Source organism: Salinicola sp. JS01 (assembly GCF_030284585.1).
Taxonomy (GTDB): Bacteria; Pseudomonadota; Gammaproteobacteria; order Pseudomonadales; family Halomonadaceae; genus Salinicola.
In genome coordinates, this window is the sequence record NZ_CP127244.1 from 3,009,372 (window position 1) to 3,028,400 (window position 19,029).

At 58.6% G+C, this 19,029-nt stretch carries 14 protein-coding genes; 5 read left to right on the plus strand and 9 right to left on the minus strand.

Features of this window, described 5'->3' with window-relative positions; translation table 11 throughout:
* Positions 1–263: 263 nt before the first annotated feature.
* Together QO259_RS13785 and exaC are read right to left on the minus strand one after the other, a co-directional pair.
* Entirely contained in the window at positions 264–440 is a 177-nt protein-coding gene (locus QO259_RS13785) for a hypothetical protein (protein WP_285950392.1), read from the minus strand.
* A 112-nt stretch (positions 441–552) separates the two neighbouring features.
* Entirely contained in the window at positions 553–2,073 is a 1,521-nt protein-coding gene (gene exaC / locus QO259_RS13790) for an acetaldehyde dehydrogenase ExaC (RefSeq protein WP_285950393.1), read from the minus strand.
* Positions 2,074–2,205: 132 nt separating this feature from the next.
* On the opposite strand from exaC, the gene QO259_RS13795 reads away from it, so the two are divergent.
* Positions 2,206–2,952, plus strand: a complete 747-nt coding sequence (locus QO259_RS13795; protein WP_285950394.1) for a response regulator — start codon at positions 2,206–2,208, stop codon at positions 2,950–2,952.
* 17 nt (positions 2,953–2,969) lie between these two features.
* Here the strand turns inward: QO259_RS13795 and QO259_RS13800 are convergent, their stop codons facing one another.
* The 3 genes from QO259_RS13800 to QO259_RS13810 form a co-directional block, all read right to left on the minus strand.
* Positions 2,970–4,424, minus strand: a complete 1,455-nt coding sequence (locus tag QO259_RS13800) for a hybrid sensor histidine kinase/response regulator (protein WP_285950395.1) — start codon at positions 4,422–4,424, stop codon at positions 2,970–2,972.
* Positions 4,339–5,571, minus strand: coding sequence for a nitric oxide-sensing protein NosP (gene nosP, locus QO259_RS13805; protein ID WP_285950396.1), 1,233 nt, complete (start codon positions 5,569–5,571; stop codon positions 4,339–4,341). The genes QO259_RS13800 and nosP overlap by 86 nt, the downstream gene beginning before the upstream one ends.
* A gap of 74 nt (positions 5,572–5,645) precedes the next feature.
* Complete coding sequence (locus QO259_RS13810; RefSeq protein WP_285950397.1) at positions 5,646–6,563, minus strand: LysR family transcriptional regulator; 918 nt, start codon at positions 6,561–6,563, stop codon at positions 5,646–5,648.
* Between the two features lie 118 nt (positions 6,564–6,681).
* On the opposite strand from QO259_RS13810, the gene QO259_RS13815 reads away from it, so the two are divergent.
* The 3 genes from QO259_RS13815 to QO259_RS13825 all read left to right on the plus strand — a co-directional run bounded on the left by QO259_RS13815 (position 6,682) and on the right by QO259_RS13825 (position 8,450).
* Positions 6,682–7,554, plus strand: coding sequence for an SDR family NAD(P)-dependent oxidoreductase (locus QO259_RS13815; protein ID WP_285950398.1), 873 nt, complete (start codon positions 6,682–6,684; stop codon positions 7,552–7,554).
* 123 nt (positions 7,555–7,677) lie between these two features.
* Positions 7,678–8,019: an ArsR/SmtB family transcription factor gene (locus tag QO259_RS13820; protein WP_167406495.1), complete on the plus strand. Its 342-nt coding sequence runs from the start codon at positions 7,678–7,680 to the stop codon at positions 8,017–8,019.
* An 83-nt stretch (positions 8,020–8,102) separates the two neighbouring features.
* Positions 8,103–8,450 (plus strand): hypothetical protein, encoded by a 348-nt coding sequence (locus QO259_RS13825; protein ID WP_285950399.1) that lies wholly within the window; start codon positions 8,103–8,105, stop codon positions 8,448–8,450.
* 130 nt (positions 8,451–8,580) lie between these two features.
* On the opposite strand, the gene QO259_RS13830 is transcribed toward QO259_RS13825, so the two are convergent.
* The 4 genes from QO259_RS13830 to guaB all read right to left on the minus strand — a co-directional run bounded on the left by QO259_RS13830 (position 8,581) and on the right by guaB (position 17,387).
* The gene (locus tag QO259_RS13830) at positions 8,581–11,847 is read right to left on the minus strand and encodes a hypothetical protein (protein ID WP_285950400.1); all 3,267 of its coding nucleotides are present in this window, start codon (positions 11,845–11,847) and stop codon (positions 8,581–8,583) included.
* Between the two features lie 31 nt (positions 11,848–11,878).
* Positions 11,879–14,056, minus strand: coding sequence for an ATP-binding protein (locus QO259_RS13835; protein ID WP_285950401.1), 2,178 nt, complete (start codon positions 14,054–14,056; stop codon positions 11,879–11,881).
* Between the two features lie 115 nt (positions 14,057–14,171).
* Positions 14,172–15,746: a glutamine-hydrolyzing GMP synthase gene (gene guaA / locus QO259_RS13840; RefSeq protein WP_035477354.1), complete on the minus strand. Its 1,575-nt coding sequence runs from the start codon at positions 15,744–15,746 to the stop codon at positions 14,172–14,174.
* Between the two features lie 171 nt (positions 15,747–15,917).
* A complete protein-coding gene (gene guaB / locus QO259_RS13845) occupies positions 15,918–17,387 on the minus strand; it encodes an IMP dehydrogenase (protein WP_035477352.1) in 1,470 nt (489 codons plus the stop codon).
* Positions 17,388–17,631: 244 nt separating this feature from the next.
* On the opposite strand from guaB, the gene xseA reads away from it, so the two are divergent.
* A complete protein-coding gene (gene xseA / locus QO259_RS13850) occupies positions 17,632–19,014 on the plus strand; it encodes an exodeoxyribonuclease VII large subunit (protein WP_285950402.1) in 1,383 nt (460 codons plus the stop codon).
* Positions 19,015–19,029 lie beyond the last annotated feature (15 nt).

Consider the following 19,029-nt stretch of genomic DNA (forward strand, 5'->3'; position numbering starts at 1 on the left):
GTCCGTCAATGCCATTACCGTGTCTGGCGTATCGACGACAGGCACCTGGGCGGCTGCCATCGAAGCGATGTGCTATTTATGCCAGAGCGGCTGGATGCATGAAAAGCGATAAGAATTCAGCTCAAGATGAATCACACTCATAAAGAGCGTGGGCTCGCGACGATAAAGCGCCTTGGCGCCTGTCACGCCAGCGGATATCCGGATCAGCACCCACAAAAAAGGGCGTGCCTTGACACGCCCCGAGCAGCAGTTCGCTGACGCATTCAACTCGCCATGTCGAGCACCACCCGCCCTTCGATCTTACCGGCGATCATGCGATCGAAGACGGCGTTGATGTTCTCCAGCTTGTCGGCATGCACCGTGGCCTTCACCTTGCCCTCGCCGGCGAAGTCCAGCGCCTCCTGCAGGTCGAGCCGGGTGCCGACGATCGAACCGCGCACCTTTGGTTTTCTTGTTAGAGAGGTTTTCTTGTTGGAGAGGTTGTCTTGTTGAAGAACAGCGCCGGCGGGGAGCCGGCGCCGTGCCAAGGGTGAGCGGATCGCGACAGGCGGCCTAGAAGAAGCCCATCGGGTTGATGTCGTAGCTCACCAACAGATTCTTGGTCTGCTGATAATGCTCCAGCGCCATCTTGTGGGTCTCGCGGCCGATGCCGGACTTCTTGTAGCCACCGAAGGCGGCATGCGCCGGGTACTGGTGGTAGCAGTTGGTCCATACGCGCCCGGCCTGAATACCCCGGCCCATGCGGAAGGCGACATTCATGTCGCGGGTCCACACCCCGGCACCGAGACCGAATTCGGTGTCGTTGGCGATCGCCAGCGCCTCGGCTTCGTCCTTGAAGGTGGTCACGCCGACCACCGGGCCGAAGATCTCCTCCTGGAAGACGCGCATCTTGTTGTTGCCCTTGAGCAGGGTCGGCTGGATGTAGTAACCCCGGCCGAAGGCACCCTCCAGGCTCTCCTTGCCACCGCCGGTGAGGAACTCGGCGCCCTCTTCGCGGGCCACGTCCATGTAGGAGAGAATCTTGTCGTACTGCTCCTGGCTGGCCTGGGCGCCCACCTGGACGTCGGTATCCAGCGGGTTGCCGCGCTTGATCGCCTTGGTGCGTTCGATCACCTTGGCCATGAAGGCGTCGTACATCGACTCCTGGATCAGCGCCCGTGACGGGCAGGTACATACCTCACCCTGGTTGAGGAAGGCCAGCACCAGCCCTTCGACCGCCTTGTCGATGAACTCCGGCTCGGCGTTCATGATGTCGGCGAAGTAGACGTTGGGCGACTTGCCACCGAGTTCCACGGTGGAGGGGATGATGTTCTCGGCGGCGCACTTGAGGATGTGCGAGCCGACCGGGGTCGAGCCGGTGAAGGCGATCTTGGCGATCCGCTTGCTGGTGGCCAGCGCCTGGCCGACCTCTTCGCCGTAGCCGTTGACGATGTTGACCACCCCGGGCGGCAGCAGATCGCCGATCAGCTCCATCACCTTGAGGATCGAGGCCGGGGTCTGCTCAGCGGGCTTGAGCACTACGCAGTTGCCCGCCGCCAGCGCCGGGGCGAGCTTCCACACCGCCATCAGGATGGGGAAGTTCCAGGGGATGATCTGCCCCACCACACCCAGCGGCTCATGGAAGTGATAGGCCACGGTGTTGGCGTCGATATCGGCCGCGGTGCCCTCTTGGGCGCGGATGCAGCCGGCGAAGTAGCGGAAGTGATCCACCGCCAGCGGCAGGTCGGCGTTGAGCGTCTCGCGCACCGCCTTGCCGTTATCCCAGGTCTCGGCGACGGCGAGCATTTCCAGATTCTGCTCGATACGGTCGGCGATCTTGAGCAGCAGGTTGCTGCGCTCGGCGACCGAGGTCTTGCCCCAGTCCGGGGCGGCGGCATGGGCGGCGTCCAGCGCCTTCTCGATATCCTCCGCGGTGGAGCGCGGGATCTCGCAGAACACCTCGCCGGTGACGGGGCTGATATTCTCGAAGTACTGGCCCTTCACCGGCGCGACGAACTCACCGCCGATGTAGTTACCGTAACGCTTGTCGAAGCTGACGAGGGCGCCGTCGCTTCCGGGGTTGGTGTAAATCATGGCTGTGCTCCTGACGTTATCGTTATGCGTGACACAGATCGATTCTTGGTCACGACGCCAGGCTGCGACATACTCCTCAAGCAGGAAATCGTCTCCTCCCTTGGGAGGAGACGCCACCCCGGAGCCGACGCCATGTACACCTTGCTGGTTGCCGACGATCACCCGATGTTCCGTGAGGCCATGGTCGGTGCGATCGCCGCCGCCCTCCCCGACAGCCGCGTGCTGGAAGCCGCGAGCCTGGCCCAGGCGATCGCCCAGGCCGAGGCGCAGGAGGAACTCGACCTGCTGCTGCTCGATCTGGCACTGCCGGACAGCGAGGGCCTGGCCGGCCTGCGCCGGCTGCGCGAGACGCTGCCGTGGCTGCCGGTGGCGATCCTCTCCGCCGAGCAGAGCCGCGATATCGTGCTCGAAGCGCTGGGGCTGGGCGCGGTGGGCTACCTGCCCAAGTCGACCCCGCGCGACGACCTGCTGGCGGCGCTGCGCCAGATTCTCGCCGGCCAGGTCTATCTGCCGGCGGATATCCTGCGCCGCCCCACCGCCCGCCACGCACCGACTGACGCCACGACATCCGCCGCGCCCACTACGCCTTCAACGAGGTCCGTGCCTTCAACGAGGGCCACGGCGTCAACGGTGGCCGCCCACGGCGACGCCCTCACCGACGGCCTTTCTCAGCTCACCGCCAAGCAGTTGCAGGTGCTGGCGTGTCTCAGCCGGGGGGAATCCAACAAAGCGATCGCCCGCGACCTGGCGATCGCCGAGACCACGGTCAAGAGCCATGTCTCGGCGATCCTGCGCAAGCTGGGGGTGAACAGCCGAGTGCAGGCGATTCTCACCGCCCAGACGCTGGAGCTCGACGATCCTCGATATCCGCCGCGCTAAGCGGAGAGGCTAAGCGGCTAAGAAGCGAGAGTGAGCAGCGACACCAACAGCATCTTCAAGCGCAGCGGCTTGACCGGCTTCAACAGGTAGGCGTAGCCGCGCTCGCGAATCCGCGCCTTGAGCGCTGCATCGTGATTGGCGGTGACCATCAGCACCGGCAGGCCGGGCCGCTCGCGCTGGAGCTGCTCGGCCACCGCCAGGCCGTCATCGTCCGCCGCGTCGAGGTGATAGTCGACCACCAGCAGGTCGGGGCTGGGCAGCTCAACGGCAGCCTCACGTAGTGCTGCCAGCGATAGCCCACCCGCGATGCGACAGCCCCACCCCGAGAGCAGCGCGCGCATGCCTTCGAGCACCGCCGGATCATCATCGACGATCCACACCTTCGCCCCCGCGAGCTGGTCATTGCCAGGCATCACCTCCGCCGGGGTCGCGGGGCGTGGCGCGCGGCAGGCGTAGGGCACGCGGACCGAGAAGGCCGAACCCTGCCCCGGCCGCGAGCGCAGGGTGATCGGGTGGCCCAGCATCGCGGCGATACGATCGACGATCGCCAGCCCCAGCCCCAGGCCGCGCTGTTCGCGGTCGAGCCCCGCCGCCGCACGCCGGAATTCGAGGAAGATCGCTTCGCGCTGATCGTCGGCGATCCCCGGCCCGGTGTCGCCGACCACAATTTCCAGCCCGTCGTGGCGCCGCCGGCAGCCCAGCAGGACGTGCCCGGTGGCGGTGTAGCGGATGGCGTTGGTGAGAAAGTTGCGCACCACCCGCGCCAGCAGCTGCAGGTCGGAGTCGACCACCGCAGTGCTGCGCACGTAGTGCAGGGTCAGCCCCTGGGATTGCGCCACCTGGCGGTACTCCTCGGCCAGGGTATCGAGCAGCTCGTCGGCACCGAAGGCGGCGATATCCGGCTTGAGCACACCGGCATCGAGCCGCGAGATATCCACCAGCGTGCCCAGCAGCGCCTCGACATCCTTGAGCGAGCGCCCGATCTGGCCGACCAACGGCTTGGACGCCGCCGGCACCTCGTGCTCGTCGAGCGCGCTGGTGAACAGCCGCGCGGCGTTCAGCGGCTGCAGCAGATCGTGGCTGACCGCGGCCAGAAAGCGGGTCTTCGACAGGTTGGCCGCCTCGGCCTCGCGCTTGGCTTCGCGCAGGCGCGCTTCGGCGGCCACGCGGGTGGCGATCTCGTCGCGCAGCTGATCGTTGACCTGGCCCAGCTCGTCGAGGGTGCGGTGCAGCGCCTCGGTACGCTCGCGCACTTGCTCGGCCAGCAGCACGGCGTGCTCGAAGGCTGCATAGGGCGCGCCACCGGCAACCCCGCTAGATTCCACGCGCTCGATCAGTGCCGCGCAGGTCCGCCGCAGGCGGGCGTTCTCCTCGGCCAGCGCGCGCTCACGCTCGCTCGCCGGTTCCGCCGTCTCGGCACTCGGGGCGTCCAATAGCCACCCCGGTGAAGGTCTGATTGATGTGCATCCCATGGTGCTGCTCTCCATAGGTGTTGAAGCCGACCGTACGATGGCGCCGCAACACGTCTTCCGCCGCCGCGACCCTCTCCAGCGCCTCGATCTCCAGGCGGCGCAGGAAACAGTCGCAGCCGATCACCAGTGCCGGCGGCCCCAGGCGCGCTTCCAGCCCGGCGAACACTGTCTCGAGGTCGTCGAGAATCGGTGCCGGGGTCATCGCGGTGAGCACGATGCCGTTCTCCACCGCGCAGTAGAAGGTCAGGCTGCCATCGGGATTGACGCGCTGGATCGAGCGCACGTAGTGCGCCTCGCCGATACGCACCGCCAGCGGATGGCGGGCGAAGTCGGTCTCGTCGAGCGCCTCGACCGGGCGCCCCACCAGCCGCGCATACTCCTCGGCGGCGGGCGCGGCGTTGAGTTCGAACACGGTACGCCGCTGGCGGTCGGCGGCGGTGACCACCAACTTCTCGCCCCGCGGCCGCAGATGGTGGGTGCTGAACACCTCGAACGGCAGCGGCGTATTGACCATCACCACCACCGCCGCCTGATCGTGAAAGCGCCCCTGGTGGAAGACGTGGGTATGCGCCAGGCGATTGTCGTCACCGGCCGAACCGCCGAAGCTGGGGATGCTGCCCAGCGCCGCATCCAGGGTGGCCAGCACCTGCTCTTCACTGCTCGACAAGCCATCGAGCAGAGTCAGCGCGAAGCTGTGCCCGGCGATTGGCGCCAGCGCCTGATGGCGGCACTCGTTGAGCAAGGTATCGGTCAGGCGCTGGGCGCGGATCAGATCGAAGTGCGCCAGATCGTCGATCAGTGCGGTCGACACGGCAAAATGCGCCCGGGGGAAACCGATCGCCACGATGCCGCCGCGGGCGTAACCGTTCGGCGTGATCTCCCCGGCGGTGGTGCAGCCGCTGACCGGCACGCCCTCGAAAGCGGCGGTCAGCGCCTCGCCGAGGGCCGCCAGCGGGTACTCGGCGCTGCAGAAGAACAGCACCGCGCCCAGGTGCGCCCCTGCCAGCGGTTCCGCCAACGCCTGCGCCAGTTCACGCGCGGCGCGCGCCGGGTCCGGCTCATGGCTACAGGCGGTGGGCAGCACCGCGGCGGGCGAAGAGGCGCCTGCCGGGCGGGTCACCGAAGGCGGCGTCGGCGCATCGAGCATGACGGCGAACCTGCGCAGGGAGTGATGCTGGCAGTGTAGGCCGCGCAGGCGCGGGCCCACAATGGGGCACCTTGTCAGCGGCCAGTCGCCATGGCCACGAACTCGGCAACGCACGGCGCATTCGCCGCCACCGCCAGCGCCAGCGTGAAGGCCGCATCGGGTGAGTCGATGGCACGGTAGAGGATGCGATCCTGCCTGAAGGTCTGCATGCTCTCGGGCACGATCGCTACCCCCGCCCCCACCGCAACCAGCGAGAGCACCGCATGCATGCCGTGTGCTTCCTGTACCACCTGGGGCACGAAGCCGGCGTTGGCACAGAGCCGAACCACCTGGAGGTGAAAGCCACGCCCCTCGTTCATCGGCCACATGATGAAGGCGTCATCGGCGAGATCGGCGACGGTGAGTTCCCGCTTCGTGGCCAGGGCGTGATCCCGGGCGAGCGCGATGCACAGCCGATCCTGATCGAAGGGGTACAACGCAAGGTCGGCATGTTCGCCGAACGGCGGGATGACCACGCCGACATCGAGCCGCCCTTCGCGCAGCGCGGCCAGCTGTGCGGCGGTCGTCGCCTCGCGCAGTTCGAGATCCACCCTCGGCTTCGCGGTTCGAAAATCGCGGATCGCATCGGGCAAGCGGCCGTATAGCGCGCTGCCGACATAACCCAGACGCACATGACCAAGGCAGCCCGCGGCGGTATCACGTGCGGCCTGAACCGATAGATCCGCCTGACGCAGGGTCTCCCGGGCCTCGCGTAGAAAGACCGCCCCCGCCGCCGTCAGCCCCAGCACGCGTTTACCGCCCCGCTCCAGAAGCTGAACGCCAAGTTCATCCTCGAGCCTGCGCATCGCCACGGTCAGAGGCGGCTGGGACATGCCGAGCCGCTCGGCGGCCCGGTGAAAATGCTGCTCCTCGGCCACGGCGACGAACTGCGCCATCTTGCGCAGGTCGACCATGCCCCGCCCCGACGCCACCGCACTTGATACGAAAGCCATATCAAAACCGCCCTACAAAGATATTGGCACTATTATAGCGCCCCTCTCATGCTTCCCTCTCTCGTTCTCATATCTCTAATTCTCATGTCTCTAGGGTTCATGCCCATAGGAGGAAGCCATGGCTCAGACACCTGTTTTTCAAGATCAGGTCGTGCTCATCACCGGGGCCGGGCGCGGCCTGGGGCTGGCCTATGCCCGCTTGATCGGCAAGCTCGGCGCGACGATTCTGCTGCACGACGTGGGCGCCGATGACAGCGGCAACGGGCTCGACCCTGACATCGCCCGCGCCGCGGCGCAGCGCCTGCGCGATGAAGGCATCGAAGCGCACCCTTTCGACGCCCCCATCGAAACCCGCGAGCAGTGTCATGCGCTGGTGAATGCCTGCCTCGGGGTACGTGGCCGCCTGGATGCTCTCATCCACAACGCCGGGTGGGTGGCCTACGAACGGATCGAGGCGATCCAAGCGTCATCGTTCGAGCACGCCATGGCGGTGATGGCCGGCGCCCCGCTATGGCTGGCCCAGGCCGCCTGGCCCAGCCTGCGTGCAGCGGGGCACGGGCGTATCGTTCTGACCACCTCTGACCGCGCGCTGTTTCCGCAGTACGTCCACCGAGGTCTCGCCGCCTACGCTGCGGCGAAGATGGCCGCGGTCGGCATCGTAAACGTGCTGGCCGCCGAGGGCGCGGATCACGGCATCGTGGTCAATGCGGTCTCGCCGATCGCCAAGACACGCATGTGGGGCGTCGAGGAGGAGCCGCAAGAGCTGAAACCCGCCGCCGTGGCGCCGGGGGTCGCTTTTCTCGCCTCTTCCCGCTGTCATTCAGGCGGGTGGATTCTGCGGGCGGCCAATGGCCAGTTTCATGCCACTCTCGCCGCTGAGGCCAGCGGCGTCGACTACCCACACGACCTGCGCGGCGTGCCGGCAAGCACCCTGGACGAGGTGGCCGAGGCCTGGGCGCGAATCGCCTGCGTCACGCCCGAAGCTCGCTAATCCCTGCTATGGCGAGTATCTAGACAGCCAGCCCCTGAATGCCCCTCGAGGTGGCGATAACTGTTGTCACAGCGGCGACCATCGATTAACGTAACGACGTTACATCGAATATTGGAATGTCACATGACGTCCTGCAACCATGAGCATGCATCGCCCACTTCCCCCACGCTGCCCTCCGCCGACCAGCTGACGCGCAGTGCGGCGCTGTTCAAGGCGCTGGGAGATCCCGCTCGGCTGGATCTGCTCTACCGCTTGAAGGATGGCGAGCGGTGCGTCGGCGAGCTGGTTGGCGAAGATGCCAAGCTCTCGACGGTTTCCGCCCGGTTGCAGACACTGCTGAACGCCCAACTGGTCAAGCGGCGCCGCGATGCGCGGCACCTCTACTACAGCCTGGCCGACCAGCATGTCGTTCAACTGATGGACAACGCGCTCGCGCATGCCGATGAGGACGCCCAGTCTTCATAGACACGGGGATGCCTCGCTCGGGCCGAAGCGCCACCCACTGCCCTTCTCATACAAGCGTTCTTACGCAGAAACAGGAGTCGACGATGAGCTGCAACACGCACGACAATCACCCCCACGAGCACGGCCCGAACTGCGGTCACACCCAGATCGAGCACAACGGCCATGTGGACTATCTCCACGATGGTCATCTGCATCATCCGCACGGTGATCACGTCGACGAGCACGTGATCGAAGTCTCCGACCAGAACCCGGACGCCTGCACCCCGAACCATCAGTGCGGCGACCACGTTGCCGACCACGTGCACGGCCCGGACTGCGGCCATGAAGCCGTGCCGCACGGCGACCATGTCGACTATCTGGTCAATGGCCACCTGCACCATCCGCATGGCGACCACTGCGACGACCACGGCCCGGTCAGCGTCGTTCGCTAATCTCGCCCGGCATCGCTCGTAATGCAAAACGGCCAGGCATCGATATGCCTGGCCGTTTTCGTTGATACGCCTCGCACCTGATCATCAGCGGCACCTGCTCACGGATGATCTGTGCGTGCTTCGCTCGGAATCAGACTGTCACAGACTCATACCTCACTCTTTTATCATTAAAAACTTTTTGCTTTTTGCTTAAAAAACCTTCTAGCCGCTGTTCTATTTCCGCGGTATCATTAGCGTCCATAACAGCCATCCTGGACAGGCTTTTCCCAAGGCCATTCAAAGAAGTACCAATACTAATACCAGAATCTTCTGCAAGCCACCATCTATCATGAATAGGAAGACCCCATCCCAAACTTTCAGCTCCGGCAAAAAGGATCTCAATGTCAGGCATCGATTCAGTACTTATGTTGTCTTTCCAAAACTCTGAGATAGAGTCGGCAATGTCTGTTGAAGCACCCGCGTGCCACTTTAACTTTTGAGCTATCGTAGTCAATATTCTAATCTTGAAGTCAGGATCTTTATTAACAGCTCTACCTAGAAACAAAAGATCACCCACTTCAAAATACGGATCAAATACCAATATCTCATACCCGTTTAACCCGGAAACCCACTCAGAGGCAAAAGAAAGTGCTTTATCATACTCTCCAACATTAACAACAATCGACTTTGAACTGGGGGAGGATGGGGCTGAGTGCCTTCTAACGGCCTCGAAGTTATATATTCTAGAGAAGGAAATAGAATTACCCTTCAAGACATCGTAAACGGGCTTTAAATACCTTTGCGCCTTAGCTCGACCCTCATACTTTTCACCTAGCAAGTGGATATAATAACTAAGCAGCGGGTACATCTTTTCGTGATCGTAAAAACCAACTCCCTTCAAGTAAGAATAGAAGCGACTAGATTTGATAGGCCCATGATTAGAGGCATTTAGATTACCCAGAAGCTGCCAAGCCAAGTCCGCATATTTATCAGAATGCGAGTGTTTTGAAATATCCGCGCTTCCCGGGTTAAACTGCTTCCTCTCGGTTTCATTACGTTTCTTACGAGCAATATTCTTTTCCAACAACTCTTTCCTAGCAGGATCGTCGTTATAAACCACCGACAAAGTATCCGGAAAATCTTCGTCGATACCGTAAGCAGCATCGATCAAAGAAAGTCGGCTTTTTATTCTATCCTCTGTATCTTCTGCTGCAGATATTGAGAAGGCTTGTTTAAGACATCTTTTAGCGAAATCTTTATTATATCCTTTAGCTTTAGTAGCCAGGTCCTCTAGGCGGCTAAGCTTATCATAAAAAGATGGTATGCTCTCAATCGCTCTAAAGGCTTCCTCAAACAAATCTTTTTGATAAGAGTGCACTCCCTGCAATGAAGCTGGGGCGAGCTCTGCAATACACCCTAAAACGTAAGCTCTATCAGACTGGTTTGGTATCAACCTAGCTCTCGAGACCAATCCCAACCAACCTTCAGACTGCTTGGTTTCTTCTATACTTAATCTCACCGCATGAGCGCAGACTTTATATCCTTCATGTGAGACACCTCGATCATTAGGTGAAAAATACTCATCAGAGCGCGCAAAAAAACCTTTCACATCTTCATACTGCGCATTAGACAAGAGTCGTTTTTTCTTGGAGCTACTCACATCCTTAGACAACTTACTTAGTTGAAAGTAGATTGAATAATCATTCTGCATTCTTCTAACCAAACTAAGCGCAGCTTCGATATCCGCATAAACCAAAGAAAAGTCATGATTTTTAACCGGATTAAAAGGATCGCCCAACAAACAATCTCGCCTAATGTAGTCTATGCAAAACCCAAGTATAGCATCATACACATATGTATCGGCGTATTTTACTCTCTCCAAAATTCGTTCCAGAGAGACTTGGTTATCGGTAAAAATAACAGGACTAAGGTGATATGCACAGACCCCATAAAGTGTTGTATATTCCTCACCAAGAGAATCCAAAAGAGGATTAATGTAGCTCTGAACAACTCTTCTTGAATCTTTATTCCTTCCAGATTTCTGAAAAACTGAAACCAGTCTACTTAGTGCACGAGCTTTTATTGAAAGGCTAGGTATGGCGCAAATTGAATCAAGCAATTCTTCTAAATCCTGCGCCTCATCTGATTTGTTCTTAACAAGAAAATAAAATGCCCGAATCTGCAAGTCAACGGATGAAACAAAAGCATTCAGCACATTTTCATTCGTAATTGTCGCTTCCTGCCTTAGAGAACGAGCTCGCTGAATATACTCATCGGATAGCTGCAAATCATAATCGGAAAGGCATGATGCAATCTTAAAAGCATGATCAATTTTCTGGCAATCGCTATCCAGAGCATCCCAAGATTTTGACAAATTATCTTTTAATGCTAGTTCTTGTTGCTCAAGATGCAAACCTAGTGAGTGAGATATATCTAAAAGCCTGGCCGAAAAATTACACCTCATTGGAATATTTTTGGTCCTGAGAGCAAGCTTTTTCACGTTCTTAAACTCATTTTTACTAAGCGAGCTTTTTTTCAACAACGCTTGAAGCAACGCATCTATACACTTATCCCTGTGATGATTAATTGACACCCCTCGAATTTCCGCACAAATTGCATCAACCCCCAGTTCATCGAAATCCTCAAAACTCTCCAAATGACTAGAAATCACTTGAGACAATGACTCAGATCGCCTGTAGCTTGTATTTAGTCTTTTAGACCAATTCAAAGCATTTAGAAAATCAAACTTGCTCTCATAATCCAAAGCCTCTTTGAGAACCTCACATTGTTCGGCAGTACCACTAATAACCACGCTAAATATCGACTCTTTTGCCTCTACCAATCTTTCTACACAGCTTGAGCCTTTATTAATCCTCGTTCCCATTAAGCAGAGCGCTGCAAGCGCCACGGATTTATCCTCTATCTCGTTCAATATGTACTCTAAAATATTTTCTTCACTATGCTCGTCTATTCCCAGCGAAGCCTCATACTCTCCTATTCTTAGCAGCACCTCTACATAACTTACGGTTGGACCAAGCTTCTTAATATTTGGTAATTGAAAATAAACTTTTCGATAAATTTCGTACGCATCATCGCCACACGGCATATATGAGAAGCAGGAAATCACATCGGAATAAAAAGAGGCGTTAGCTGAATAATCTGTTGTTTTTATCGCCAGGTCTAAAACATATTCCACCAAGAGATGGTTGTCAGGAGACTCTGGAAAAGATTTTATCCAATGGCGCAGGATGAATATTTTTTCTCCTGGGCTTGCGATATCTTCTAGACCCTCAATTATTTTAGCGGCAGGTTTTCCTTTCTTGAATAAACGTATTGCTTCGATTGCGTGCCTTTTCTTTTCGCTCACATTATTGGCATCAAGTGCATAGCTGTCGAATACATCAGGGTTCTTTTGCAATGCCTGTAAAGTGGATCTAAAAAAGGCATATTCAGCCTTTATTAATCCTCGTTCCCATTAAGCAGAGCGCTGCAAGCGCCACGGATTTATCCTCTATCTCGTTCAATATGTACTCTAAAATATTTTCTTCACTATGCTCGTCTATTCCCAGCGAAGCCTCATACTCTCCTATTCTTAGCAGCACCTCTACATAACTTACGGTTGGACCAAGCTTCTTAATATTTGGTAATTGAAAATAAACTTTTCGATAAATTTCGTACGCATCATCGCCACACGGCATATATGAGAAGCAGGAAATCACATCGGAATAAAAAGAGGCGTTAGCTGAATAATCTGTTGTTTTTATCGCCAGGTCTAAAACATATTCCACCAAGAGATGGTTGTCAGGAGACTCTGGAAAAGATTTTATCCAATGGCGCAGGATGAATATTTTTTCTCCTGGGCTTGCGATATCTTCTAGACCCTCAATTATTTTAGCGGCAGGTTTTCCTTTCTTGAATAAACGTATTGCTTCGATTGCGTGCCTTTTCTTTTCGCTCACATTATTGGCATCAAGTGCATAGCTGTCGAATACATCAGGGTTCTTTTGCAATGCCTGTAAAGTGGATCTAAAAAAGGCATATTCAGATTTGTTCTCACCCGCATTATCGAGACCATCTATTTTATTTATTAGCGACATCGCCTTCTCAGAATCAAAAGCCAATAAATCCATTGCGATATCTAACGTCTTTTCCACACCTAGGAAAGCAGGATCAATGGCTTCATATAAATTTATTATCTGGCGACTTATTTGTTCAGGCAGCGGCTTTTCCTTTTTCTTGTAATCAGCAGCCAATAAACAAAGCATCTGCAGTCTTTCTTCATTAGACTTGGAGTCGCTTGTCAGATCCAACGCACTTTTAACGTCTTCTTTTTTTAAAAGGCTTTTCAACTCACTCTTGAGCAAGCCAGAAGCTTTTATACCACTAACAAGGGCTTTTAAATAGCAGAGCCTTAACAGCTCCGACTCATTATCATCAGCGCTTTTTATCCCTATAGTTATCTGTCTTAACAAATCATTAATGCTTCTTGACTCCTCCAGCATCAACTCTAAATTCTCATTAGTGAGCTGGGCAAGTACGGATTCAAAATCTCCCAGCTCCTGGTAATACTCAGTAACTGCCACCATGTTCTCATTACTACTCTGAGAATGACTGGCAATATTTATAATTTTTCTTATAGCAGACGATTTGATGCCAGAAAGCTTGACTTTGGCAAATTTTGCAAATCCCAAAGAGCTAAATGAAATCCCTCTTCTATCTAACGATAGAAAAGTTATTTTCTTTAGCTCATCAAGCTGTTCATCCTTCAACTCGAACTCTAATGCCAAATGCCGCTCGTCAATAGGGCTTTTTGAATAAGCTAGCGCACAAACAGCCAGAGAATATTTATCAACTAGTTGCGCGGACTTTCTCCATTCTTCTTCAAACAACTCTTCTGTACTGTCAATATTCATCTGCAAAATATCATCAACACAACCACCTTTTTTTATTATCCGAGAAATGGTTAGCAATGTTTCTGGCGTTGCACTAAAGCTTGCTATCAGAAGATTGACTTTTTCTCTAGGCACATCTGGCAAAAGCTGACATGATTCCTCTAGAGAAAAAAGATCTATATTGATGGCTTTCTTATTTGAAATATTTAGCGATTTTTCTAGAGCTCCTTTCTTTAGAGTGAACACAAAATCAAAATACGGCATCCCAATTGGCAAGATGCTCAGGATCTCTTTAACATAATAATCATCCTCATCCACAACTTGATCGAAGCCGTCTAAGGCAAAACACAGTCTTTTATTATTTTTCTTGAGAAAATATTCGGTGGTTGATATAAGCTTTTGAACTTCCTTTCTATCTACATTTACATCTACCGAAACAGTCTCACCAAGAAAAGTTTTTATTTGGAGATACAAATCTTTTAGCACAGAGTCTTCATTATATGAATACTTAACAAAAGGATCTATCGATATGGCGACACACCTTTCCGAATTGCGCTCCAAAAATTTTGCCATTAATGATGTTTTGCCAAACCCCTCATCACCATATATATAAACAACATTATAGTTCTTTAAATACAGTTCTAGCGTAGCGATTGTACTATCTCGAAAAACGTGCCCTTTGGTGGAGGGAAAAGAATATTTAGAAGCATCGGAGGGTACAACTATTGTTGACATGGCACATCACCTTTACAGTTTATCGCAGAATCACTTGCCGTTACTGCCTTGTCAACATATCTAAAAAAAAACCCGCCTTGCGGCGGGTCTGTTAGGCGATGTTGGCTACGCAGCCTCACTCCCACTCGATCGTCGCGGGCGGCTTGCTGCTGACGTCGTAGGTCACGCGGGAGACGCCGCTGATCTCGTTGATGATGCGGTTAGACACCTTTTCGAGCAACTCGTACGGCAGGTGGGCCCAGCGGGCGGTCATAAAGTCGATAGTTTCGACGGCGCGCAGGGCGATGACCCATTCGTAGCGGCGACCGTCGCCGACCACGCCGACCGATTTCACCGGCAGGAAGACGGCAAAGGCCTGGCTGGTCTTGTGGTACCAGTCGGCGTTGTGCAGCTCTTCGATGAAGATGGCGTCGGCTTCACGCAGAATGTCGGCGTACTCTTTTTTGACTTCGCCGAGAATACGCACGCCCAGGCCCGGCCCCGGGAACGGATGGCGGTAGACCATGTCGTAGGGCAGGCCGAGTTCCAGGCCGAGCTTGCGCACTTCGTCCTTGAACAGTTCGCGCAGCGGTTCGACCAGCTTGAGCTTCATGGTCTCGGGCAGGCCACCGACGTTGTGGTGCGACTTGATCACGTGGGCCTTGCCGGTCTTGCTGGCGGCGGATTCGATCACGTCCGGGTAGATGGTGCCCTGGGCGAGGAAGTCGACACCATCGATCTTGGCCGCTTCACGGTCGAAAACGTCGATGAAGGTGTTGCCGATGATCTTGCGCTTGGCTTCGGGGTCGTTTTCACCGCCGAGCTTGGTCAGGAACTCGTCTTCGGCGTCGACCCGGATCACCTTGACACCCATATGCTGGGAGAAGGTCTCCATCACCTGGTCGCCTTCGTTCTTGCGCAGCAGGCCGTTGTCGACGAACACACAGGTGAGCTGCTCACCGATCGCTTTGTGCAGGAGTGCGGCGACCACGGAGGAGTCGACCCCGCCGGAGAGGCCGAGCAGCACGTGGCGGTCGCCGACCTGGGCGCGCACGCGCTCGGTCAGGTCTTCGATGATCTGCGCCGGGGTCCACAGCCGCTCGGCCTGGCAGATCTCGAGCACGAAGCGTTCGAGGATGCGCTGGCCCTGCAGGGTGTGGGTCACTTCCGGGTGGAACTGTACGCCGTAGAAGCGCTTCTCGGCCCAGCTCATGGCGGCGATCGGGCAGCTCGGGGTCGAGGCGGTCACCGTGAACTCGGCCGGGGCGCGGGCGACCTTGTCGCCGTGGCTCATCCACACGTCGAGCAGCGCGCCGCCGTCGTGGCCGACGTGATCCTTGATGCCGCCGAGCAGGTCGTCTTCGCTGGAGACGTTGATCTGGGCGTAGCCGAACTCACGCTTGTCGGAGCCTTCGGTGGCGCCGCCGAGCTGTTCCGCCATGGTCTGCATGCCGTAGCAGATGCCGAACACCGGCAGGCCCAGCTCGAACACGCACTCGGGGGCACGCGGGGAGCCCAGCTCGGAGACCGACTCCGGCCCGCCGGAGAGGATGATGCCGTTGGGGTTGTATTCGCGGATCTCTTCTTCGGTGATATCGAAGGCGCGGATCTCCGAGTAGACCCCGATCTCGCGCACGCGGCGGGCGATCAGCTGGGTGTACTGGGAGCCGAAGTCGAGAATCAGGATCTTGTGCGAATGGATGTCGGTCATCGAATGAGCCCTGGGTGTGAGTCTTAAACGAGCAGCGGCGCTGTTAGGCGCCGCTGACAAAGCCGGGAATGGCTGGAAACTGTGTCGCTGGCCGAGCCCCTGCGGGAGGCACTCGGCCATGACGGGAAACCTTCCGAGCGATGCATAGTGGGTTTCCCGAATCACCAACGATCAGGCGCCCCGGTAGTTCGGCGCTTCCTTGGTGATCTGCACGTCGTGCACATGGGACTCGACCACGCCGGCGCCGGTGATCTTGACGAACTCCGGCAGCGTGCGCATCTCGTCGATGTTGTGGCAGCCGGTGTAGCCCATGGAGGCGCGCAGGCCGCCCATCATCTGGTGCACGATGGCGCTCATCTGGCCCTTGTAGGGCACGCGGCCTTCGATACCTTCCGGCACCAGCTTCTCGACGCCTTCGTCCTTACTCTGGAAGTAGCGGTCGGAGGAGCCCTGGCTCTGGGACATGGCGCCCATCGAGCCCATGCCGCGGTAGGCCTTGTAGGTGCGGCCCTGGAACAGCTCGACCTCACCCGGGGACTCTTCGGTACCGGCGAGCATGCTGCCGAGCATCACGGTGCTGGCGCCGGCGACGATGGCCTTGGCGATATCACCGGAGTAGCGCACGCCACCGTCGGCGATCAGCGGGATGTCGTAGGGGGCGAGGGCCTCGGCGACGTTGGCCACCGCGGTGATCTGCAGTACGCCGACACCGGTGACCACGCGGGTGGTGCAGATGGAGCCGGGGCCGATACCCACCTTGACCGCATCCGCGCCGGCTTCGGCCAGCGCCACGGCGGCTTCACCGGTGGCAATGTTGCCGCCGATCACCTGCAGCTCCGGGTAGTGCTCCTTGACCCAGCGCACGCGGTCGATCACGCCCTTGGAGTGGCCGTGGGCGGTGTCGACCACCAGCGCGTCGACACCGGCTTCGACCAGCGCCGCAACCCGCTCCGGGGTCTCCGGGCCGGTGCCCACGGCGGCACCCACCAGCAGGCGACCGTCGGCATCCTTGGCGGCGTTGGGGTAGGTGCGCGCTTTTTCGATGTCGCGCACGGTGACCAGGCCGCGCAGGTGGAAGTCCTTGTCGACGACCAGGATCTTCTCGATGCGGTTTTCCTGCAGCTTCGACTTGATGGTGTCGAGATCGGTGCCTTCGAGCACGGTGACCAGCTTGTCGCGCGGGGTCATGATCGCTTCGACGGTGTCGCTGTGGTCCGGCTGGAAGCGCATGTCACGCCCGGTGACGATGCCCACCAGGGTCTCGCCCTCGACCACCGGGAAGCCCGAGTAGCCGTACTCGTCGGCCATCGAGAGCAGGTCCTGAAGCTTGGCGTTCGGACCCACGGTGACCGGGTCCTTGACGATGACGCTCTCGTGCTTCTTGACCTTGCGCACTTCCGACGCCTGCTGGGCGATGGTCATGTTCTTGTGGATGATGCCGATGCCACCTTCCTGGGCCATGGCGATGGCCAGGCGCGCTTCGGTGACGGTGTCCATGGCGGAAGAGAGCAGCGGGATGTTGAGGGTCAGCTTGCGGGTCAGGCGGGATCTGAGGTCGACGTCTCTGGGCAGGACATCCGAGTAGCGGGGTACGAGTAATACGTCATCGAACGTAAGAGCTTCTTGCGCCATACGTAGCATAGTCGGAAACCCAATTTGGCAGGTGGTGGGGGCCGGTGGCAACGCCCGTCCGGCGCCGGGTCTGGGGACTGACGACTCGGCGGGTGCTGCGAAAAGTTAATCGCGCATTATAGTCATTTGGTCGATGAGCCTCAATGCCGATGGAGAAGTCCCGCGCCACCGAAGTGGCCTGACGGGTCGCGCTGCCGCCCGTGGCGGCCTTCGTGTTACGCTGCCGGGCCATCCCCGAGCGCTGGAAACCCGCATGCCCGCCCCGACGCCCCAGGCCCTCTCCGTCAGCGATCTCAACCGCCAGGCCCGCCAGATGCTGGAACGCGGCTTCGGCGACTGCTGGGTCGAGGGCGAGATCTCGGGGCTGGCGCGCCCCGCTTCCGGCCATCTCTATTTCACCCTCAAGGATGCCCGGGCGCAGCTGCGCTGTGCCTTCTTCCGCAACCGCGCCAGCCTCTCCCGGGTAGCGCTGAAGGATGGCGACCGCATCAAGGTGCGCGGGCGGGTGTCGATCTTCGAGCCGCGCGGCGACTATCAGTTGATCGTCGATGCGGTGCAGGCGAGCGGCGAAGGCGAGCTGATGGCGGCCTATGAGCGGCTCAAGCGTCAGCTGGAGGCGGAGGGCGTGTTCGCCAATGCGCGCGCCCTGCCCTATCCACCACGCCATCTGGCGCTGATCACCTCACCCAGCGGCGCGGCGATCCGCGATGTACTGGCGGTGCTCGCGGCGCGCTGGCCGCTGACCCGGGTGAGCCTGTTCCCGACGCCGGTACAGGGGCGCGAGGCGCCGCCGGCGCTGATCCGTGCACTCGCGCTGGTCAACCGCCAGGCGCGGCGGGACGCCGAGACGCCGGTCGAGACGCGTGCACCGGGCGCCCCCGAGCCGTTCGATGCCGTGCTGATCACCCGCGGCGGCGGCAGCCTGGAGGATCTTTGGGCGTTCAATGACGAGCATCTGGCACGGGCGATCTTTCATTCGCGCCTGCCGGTGCTGGCTGCCATCGGCCACGAGGTGGATTTCACCCTGGCCGAGTTCGCCGCCGACCTGCGCGCGCCGACTCCCTCGGCGGCGGCGGAGCGGTTGGTGCCGGACCGCCGCGAGCTGAGTGCAGGGCTGGCCCAGCAGCGCGCCCGGCTCGTTCGCGCCTGGCAGCGGCGTGCGGATGCCGAGTCGCAGCGTCTGGATCATCTGCGCGCCCGGCTGCGCCACCCCGGCGAGCGGCTGGCTCAGCAGCGCCAGCATCTGGACGGGCTGGAGCGGCGCCTGCGTCTGGCGATGCGCCAGCGCCTGCAGCAGGAGCACCAGCGCTACGACGCCACCCAGCGCCGCTTTGCCCTGCTCGACCCCAGACGCACCCTGGGCCAGGCCCGCGAGCGGGTCGAGCGTCTGGGCACGCGCCTCGAGGCCGCCCAGCAGATGCGGCTGCGCCAGGAGCGCCAGCGGCTCGAAGGGGTCGCGCGGGAACTCAACGCGGTCAGCCCGCTGGCGGTATTGGGGCGCGGCTACGCCATCCTGCAGGATGACAGCGGCCAGGTGATTCGCGCCGCCAGCCAGACCCAGCCGGGCCAGACGCTCACCGCCCGCCTCGGCGAGGGGCGTCTGAAGCTGGAAGTGAAGCGGCGTCTGAAGCGCTGAAAGCGCGCGCAGGCA